The organism is Streptomyces sp. NPDC002265 (genome assembly GCF_040296125.1).
Taxonomy (GTDB): Bacteria; Actinomycetota; Actinomycetes; order Streptomycetales; family Streptomycetaceae; genus Streptomyces.
Genome location: NZ_JBEOWS010000487.1, coordinates 1 through 5590 on the forward strand (window position 1 = coordinate 1; position 5590 = coordinate 5590).

General features: G+C 69.2%; 5 protein-coding genes. 2 read left to right on the forward strand and 3 right to left on the reverse strand.

The genetic code is table 11. The features are described from left to right. Nucleotides 1-45: 45 nt before the first annotated feature. From ABT085_RS43120 to ABT085_RS43130, 3 genes are all read right to left on the reverse strand, one after another. Nucleotides 46-891 (reverse strand): chitosanase, encoded by an 846-nt coding sequence (locus tag ABT085_RS43120; protein WP_351621706.1) that lies wholly within the window; start codon nucleotides 889-891, stop codon nucleotides 46-48. Between the two features lie 471 nt (nucleotides 892-1362). After that, nucleotides 1363-2430, reverse strand: a complete 1068-nt coding sequence (locus ABT085_RS43125; protein WP_351621709.1) for an MASE1 domain-containing protein — start codon at nucleotides 2428-2430, stop codon at nucleotides 1363-1365. Nucleotides 2431-2489: 59 nt separating this feature from the next. Then, nucleotides 2490-3320: a PP2C family protein-serine/threonine phosphatase gene (locus ABT085_RS43130; protein WP_351621712.1), complete on the reverse strand. Its 831-nt coding sequence runs from the start codon at nucleotides 3318-3320 to the stop codon at nucleotides 2490-2492. A 404-nt stretch (nucleotides 3321-3724) separates the two neighbouring features. Here ABT085_RS43130 and xynA point away from each other — a divergent pair, with 404 nt between their 5' ends. Both xynA and ABT085_RS43140 read left to right on the forward strand, forming a co-directional pair. Further along, the gene (gene xynA, locus ABT085_RS43135; RefSeq protein WP_502982965.1) at nucleotides 3725-4753 is read left to right on the forward strand and encodes an endo-1,4-beta-xylanase XynA; all 1029 of its coding nucleotides are present in this window, start codon (nucleotides 3725-3727) and stop codon (nucleotides 4751-4753) included. Nucleotides 4754-4787: 34 nt separating this feature from the next. Beyond that, nucleotides 4788-5590, forward strand: an 803-nt coding sequence (locus ABT085_RS43140; protein WP_351621714.1) for a polysaccharide deacetylase family protein, incomplete at its 3' end; no start/stop codon positions are given.

Consider the following 5590-nt stretch of genomic DNA (forward strand, 5'->3'; position numbering starts at 1 on the left):
GGTCGGCGGGCAGCTCACCCGGAGGTTCGGTCACTCGCTCGGCGTTCAGCCGATGTGGTAACTGTCGCCGTACACCTTCCAGTCCAGCGGCGTGTCGAGGTCGAGGTTGCCCTTGCGCAGGAAGACACGCTGTTCGGTGTCGACCCTGCTGGTGTCGCTGTGCGCCTCCTCCTGCTTCATGGCCCACACCCTCGCGTCCAGGAAGGCGTTCAGGTATGCCGTCTCGTCGCCGCCCTGCGCCGGCGGCTTCGCCCGGCCCAGGGCGCGCTTGCGGATGTTGCGGAAGCTGGTGGGGTCGTCGCCGTCGCCGTGCATCACGATGGCGTCGTAGTAGGTGAACTGGCCCAGGGCGCGCAGCCCGTCGGTCTTGCCCTGCCGTACCGCCGGGTCGAAGTACACCCGGTCGCGCTCGTCGTCCTGTGCCTGCTGGAAGCGGGAGTCCTGGGCGGCCCTGCGCCAGTCGCCGGTGAAGGACGGGTCCAGTCCGTCGTGCGAGTCGGTGCCGTTCACCGAGCGCAGCGCCGGCAGGTACCGGGCGAGGACGTTGCCGGGCTTGCGGTCGGTGTAGAGCTGGACGAGGTCGAGCATGTCGCCGGTGCCGGAGCAGAACCCGATGATGCCCGCGGTGTAGCCGCGGCCGTCGCCGATGTCCTCGATGTACTTGTACTGCGCCTTCCAGTCGAGCGAGGAATTCTCCGCGCTCGACACCAATCGCATGGCGATCTCCTTCTTCGCCGGGTCGTCGAGGCCTGGGGCGGCGGCGGTCACGGGGCTCGCGGCGGCCCGGGGCAGACCGAGCAGCGGGGCCGCTGCCAAGGCGCCGACCAGAGCGAGGGCCGTACGGCGGGAAGCGACGGTGAGACCCGTCGTCCCGGAGGTTATGTGCTTCACGGGGACTCCGTTTGAAGGTGGGGGGTGTGGAGTTGGTCCGTACCTGATTGCACTGACAGGAAGGTTTACTATCAGATGCAGAGCGAGGCGGTAACCCGGAAAGGGGCAGGTTCGTAGATTCGAACAAGTGTGGAACTCACGTGCAGCGCAAGGGAGTTGGCCGAATTCGAAGCGTCCGGCCGGGGTGACGCCGGGCCGGACCGGCCCTGCACGGAGCCGGGCCGAAGCCGTCGCGCGCGGGGCGCACGCCTCGTACGCGGAAGAGCAGGTGCGCTACGGCCGCCGCGCTACCGGCTTGCGCAGGCACCGCGCTGACGTCGGCCCGTCCGGGCAAGGCCCTGCGGGACGCGCCGGACACCGTGCGGGCGCCGGACACCGTGCGGGCGCCGGACGCCGTGCGGGCGTGTGCCGTCTACGCGGCACCGCCCCGTCCGCAGGTGGCGCGCACCGTACGCCCGACCCGCGCGACGGTCATGACGGGCCGCGCCGTCCGCCGCCGTCGCCCTCCTCCTGCCACCCTTCCTGTTCCCCCTCCGACTCCCCCTCCTGTTCCTGCTCCCCCTCCTCGCGCAGCCGCTCACGGCGGGACTCGCCCGCCGTGAGGTGTTCGAGGACCTCGGCCAGTTCCCGGCAGGCCTGCTCCACGGAGCGTCTGGTGTTGAGCTGCTCGGTGATCACCGAGGAGAGGAGCAGCGCGGTCAGGGCCATGCCACCATTGAAGGCCTGGAGCTTGAACATCAGCTCCGTCGAGGACAGTCCGGCGAAGGGACCGACCTGGTCCGTCGCCGCGACGGTGGCCAGGACGGAGGCGAACAGCGCGCACAGCATGCTGCCCACGAGCTGGAACCGCAGCGCCGCCCAGATCAGCAGCGGATAGACGAGAAACAGCATGCTGAGGGCGCTGTGGGTGGCCAGCGGAACGAGGAAGCAGGCGACGAGGACCGTCCCCAGCGCCTCCTTCCAGCGCGACATGCGCGGGGGCCAGCGCGCCCCGTGCAGCGCGAGCAGCAGCGGGGTGACGATCAGGACGCCCATCGCGTCACCCACCCACCAGGCCGGCCAGGCCGTCCAGAAGTCCTCCGCCGGGAGCCCTCCCCTGAAGACGATGACCCCGACGCCGACGGTCGCGCTGATCAGGGTGCTGGCGAGGGCGCCCAGGAACACCAGTGCGGCGCCGTCCCGCAGACGGCTGAGATCGTTGCGGAATCCCACCTGGCGCAGCAGGAGATACGAGCAGACGGGGGCGGCGGTGTTGCCGACCACACTGCCGACGACCGTGGGTCGCAGCGGGGCGACGGACAGCACGGCCAGGAACGCCCCGAGGGCGACTCCCGGCCAGCAGCGCAGGCCGAGGATCAGCAGCGCGGCGACGGCGATCCCGGTGGGCGGCCAGATGGGGGTGAAGACCGCTCCGTCGACGACGTACTGCCGCAGGAGTCCCAGCCGTGCTCCCGCGAAGTAGCAGGCGGCGACAGCCAGCACCTGCACGCCGGTGACGACAGGGCCGCTCAGCTCCCGGATACGCACCACAGCAGCCATCAGACACCGGCTCCGCCGCTTCGGCGAGGCGAGAGGCCCCGGAGCGGTCCCGATCCGTCCTACACCCGGACGCCTGGTCCGTCGTGGCGCAGAACCAGCACCGCGGCGTCGTCGTCGTGCCCCACGAGATCCGAGAACCTGATCAGGCCGGCGGCGAGCGACTCCGCCTCCACACCGGCGACGGCGGCGGCGCCGGCCAGTCGTACGACGAGTTCGAGCCCTTCGTCGACAGCCAGCGAGGGGCCCTCCACCACACCGTCCGTGAGCAGGACGAACACCCCGCCCGTGGTGAAACGGGTCCGGGTGGTCGGGTACACCGCTCCCTCCTGGACGCCCAGCGGCGGCCCGCCCTCGTCCCTGGCGATGCCGGACCGCCCGTCGGCCGTGGCCCAGACGCAGGGCACGTGTCCCGCCCGTGCGCTCTCCAGCACCCCGGTGGCCGGGTCGAGCCGTATGAACGTACAGGTGACGAAGAGCTCGGTGCTGAGCGACATGAGCAGGTCGTTCGTCCGGGCCAGCAGTTCGCCCGGTTCGCTCGTCATCGAGGCCAGGGCCCGCAGGGCGACCCTGACCTGACCCATGAAGGCGGCGGCTTCGATGTTGTGCCCCTGCACGTCGCCGATGGACAGCCCGATGGCCCCGTCGGGCAGCGGGAACGCGTCGTACCAGTCGCCGCCCACGTTGAGGCCGTAGCAGGCGGGCACATAGCGGGCGGCCACGCGCACGCCCGGCGCGGTCGGCAGTTCCCCGGGGAGCATGCCCCGTTGCAGGGCGATCGCCAGCTCGACCTGGGAGCGCTGAAGCTCGGCGCGCTCGCGGGCCTGGGCGGTCAGTGACCCAAGTCTGGCCAGCAGCGCTTCGGCGTCACCCGTAGGTCCCTTGTGAGGCATTGATCACTCCGGTCACATATTAGCCCTTTCATAGTGAAAGCCGCAGACCGAAAGATCACCGGCCAGCACAGGCATTCGACGGAACGTCCGGGCAGGGCCACGGCGGCTCGAAGCGGCGCGGCGGAGCACAGTCGTCCATGGTTCGGAAATTCTTCGAAACATTCGAGAAATTGCCCCAACCAGACGATCTTGGAATTTCACACGCCACCAATCACACACATCGAGCACAGCCGCACCGTAGTGATGCACGCCTGCTGAACAGGCAAAACATAGCCATCATCTCTCCCCAACCATTTCGAATGTTTCGAACTTACAACCGAAAGTATTGACAGTTGACGGGGCCAGATCAAAACTGTGCCGCCAGACGCCCACCGGCCACACGAGGACGAGGAGGAAACACACACATGATCGACGCATCCGCACACCCGTCGGTCCGCCGCGGCGGCCGCTCCGGGGCACCGAGTCGGTTCAGGCTGTTCGTCAGCGGTGTCTGCACCATGCTGCTGGTCGCCCTGGCCGCCCTGACGCTGCCCGGCACCGCCCAGGCCGACACGGTCATCACCTCGAACCAGACCGGCACCAACAACGGCTACTACTACTCGCACTGGAGCGACGGCGGCGGCTCGGTGTCCATGACCCTGGGCTCCGGGGGCAACTACGCCTACCAGTGGAGCAACGTCGGAAACTTCGTCGGCGGCAAGGGCTGGAGCACCGGCGGACGCAAGTCCGTCAACTACTCGGGCAGCTTCAATCCGTCCGGCAACGCCTACCTGGCCCTCTACGGCTGGACGCAGAACCCGCTCGTCGAGTACTACGTCGTCGACAACTGGGGCACCTACCGGCCCACCGGCACGTACAAGGGCACCGTCACCACCGACGGCGGCACCTACGACATCTACGAGACCACGCGCGTCAACCAGCCCTCCATCGAGGGCACCAGGACGTTCGAGCAGTACTGGAGCGTCCGGCAGTCGAAGCGGACCGGGGGCACCATCACCACCGGCAACCACTTCGACGCATGGGCCGCCAAGGGCATGCCCATGGGCAGCTTCAACTACATGATCATGGCGACCGAGGGCTACCAGAGCAGCGGCAACTCCAACATCACCGTGAGCGAGGGCGGTTCGGGCGGCGGCGGTTCAGGCGGCGGCACCGGCGGTGGCGGTGGCGGCTGCACCGCGACCCTCTCCGCGGGACAGCAGTGGAGCGACCGCTACAACCTCAACGTCGCGGTCACCGGCGCCACCAACTGGACCGTCACCATGAACGTCCCCTCCCCCGCGAAGATCCTCTCCACCTGGAACATCACCGCCGCCTACCCCAGCGCCCAGGTACTCACCGCCAAACCCAACGGCAACGGCAACAACTTCGGCGTCACCATCCAGACCAACGGCAACTGGACCTGGCCCACCGTCTCCTGCACCACAGGCTGACCCCGAGACCACCGCGACTGGAGGACCACGCCGTATGTCCAACGGACCACTTCCCGCGTTACGTTCCCTGACGGCCGCGCTGGCCGTCGTCACCACGGTCGCCGCGGGCACCCTCGCCCTGTCGGCCGGCCCGTCCCGGGCCGCCACCTGCAACGGCTATGTCGGACTCACCTTCGACGACGGCCCGTCAAGCAGTACGCCGAGCTTGCTGAACGCGCTCCGGCAGAACGGGCTGCGGGCCACCATGTTCAACGAGGGCCAGTACGCCGCGGCCAACCCCGCACAGGTACGGGCCCAGGTCGACGCCGGCATGTGGGTGGGCAACCACAGCTACACCCATCCGCATCTGACCCAGCAGAGCCAGGCGCAGATGGACTCGGAGATCTCCCGGACCCAGCAGGCCGTCTCCGCCGCCGGCGGCGGCACGCCCCGGCTGTTCCGGCCGCCCTACGGCGAGACCAACGCGACGTTGAAGTCGGTCGAGGCCAAGTACGGACTCACCGAAATCATCTGGGACGTCGACTCGCAGGACTGGAACGGCGCGAGCACCGACGCGATCGTGCAGGCCGCCGGACGGCTCACCAACGGCCAGATCATCCTCATGCACGACTGGCCGGCCAACACGATCGCGGCGATCCCGCGGATCGCGCAGGGGCTGGCCGCCCGCGGCCTGTGCGCCGGCATGATCTCACCGCAGACGGGTCGCGCCGTGACCCCGGACGGCGGCGGCACCGGCGGTGGCGGCGGTGGCGGCTGCACCGCGACCCTCTCCGCGGGACAGCAGTGGAGCGACCGCTACAACCTCAACGTCGCGGTCACCGGCGCCACCAACTGGAC